The following is a 1,509-nucleotide window of genomic DNA, read 5'->3' on the forward strand; positions in this document are numbered from 1 at the left end:
TGTCCGTCGTCATATAAAATGGAACATCAGAGGGGCTTGACCATTGGAGGCTCTGGTTCGTTTGTGTGATTGATTATGCAGCCTGTTTTTGATGTTGCAAGCGGCGTTGTTGGATTGTCATTTTCTTGATTTTCTCCCTTTCTCTGATGATGGCTTTGTCACGCCCAAAATAGACGTCAGCCGGTGTCACGTTGTTCAGGCTCTCATGGTAGCGTTCGTTGTTGTAGTAATCGACGAAGGCCCCGATCTGGCGTTCGAGGTCGCCGGGTATATAGTAGTTTTCCAGCAAGACCCGGTTCTTCATTGTTTGATGCCAGCGCTCAATTTTGCCCTGAGTCTGCGGATGGAACGGTGCTCCGCGAACGTGATCCATCTTGTGATCCTCCAGCCATTCAGCCAAATCACCGGAGATGTAGCAGGACCCATTGTCGCTCAGCAGACGTGGCATGTGCCGAACGACGGCATGGTCGCACCCTGACGCCGCCAGTGCCAACTCAATTGTTGCCGTCACGTCCTCGGCCCGCATGTTCGTGCAGAGCTTCCAGCCAATGATGTAGCGGCTGTAATCATCCAGGATCGTGCTGAGATAAAACCAGCCCCAGCCAATGATCTTGAAGTAGGTGAAGTCGGTTTGCCACATCTCGTTTATGGCAGTCGTTTTGTCCGTGAACTCGTCGGCTGCTTTAATCACCACATAGTCTGGCGCTGTGATCAGATCAGCTTCCTTCAAAAATCGGTAAGCTGATGATTCAGAGATAAAGTATCGTTTCTCGTCAGTATATTTGACCGCCAGTTCGCGCGGCGTCAGCGCCTCATGCTCCAGCGCGAACTCGATCAGATTGTCCCGTCTGGCCTGTGGAATACGGTTCCAGACAGACTTTGGACAGGGTGAGCGATCCACCAGGGCATCAAGCCCACCTTCGACATAGCGATCATACCAACGGTAGAATGTGGTGCGCGGGATGCCCAGCATATCGAGGGTCTGCTTTACAGGCAGATGAGATCCCTCAACGGTGCGGATGATTTCCAGTTTCTCAGACGCGGGGTATCTCATTCCTCGAACTCCCCAGCCCCTGTCATGCTTTTTTTGAGCAGACGGTTTTCCAAGGTCAGATCGGCGACACATTCCTTCAGTGCCGTTGCCTCGGATCGAAGCTCTTTCACTTCTGGCGACGTTGCTTGCCGGGCCGTATCGCCGGACAGACGGCGTTTACCCGCCTCAAGGAATTCTTTCGACCAGCTGTAATACAGGCTCTCAGAGATGCCCTCACGACGGCACAGCACTGAGATGGTTTCCTCACCACGAAGGCCCGCCAAAACAATGCGGATCTTCTCTTCAGAAGAATAGGTTTGCCGCGTCTTGCGGCGGATGGACTTGACCAGCTTGGTAGCCGAAGCTTTGCTGGTTCCGGATTTCTTGTTCATCTTCACTCCTTGACGGTTACGATGAACCAGAAATCCTCCTGATGCTAAACCTTCCCAAATACCCACAGGTGCTGACGTCAGACA

1 protein-coding gene is annotated in these 1,509 nt (G+C 52.6%); it reads right to left on the reverse strand.

All coding sequences use genetic code 11. The features are described from left to right. Positions 1–73 precede the first annotated feature (73 nt). A protein-coding gene (locus tag DL239_RS21295; RefSeq protein ID WP_439650884.1) for an IS3 family transposase occupies positions 74–1,425 on the reverse strand; the annotation gives its coding sequence in 2 pieces (ribosomal slippage) (positions 74–1,087 and positions 1,090–1,425; 1,350 coding nt in all). Positions 1,426–1,509: the final 84 nt, after the last annotated feature.

The sequence above is a fragment of the Parasedimentitalea denitrificans genome, from assembly GCF_011813015.1.
Classification (GTDB): domain Bacteria; phylum Pseudomonadota; class Alphaproteobacteria; order Rhodobacterales; family Rhodobacteraceae; genus Parasedimentitalea; species Parasedimentitalea denitrificans.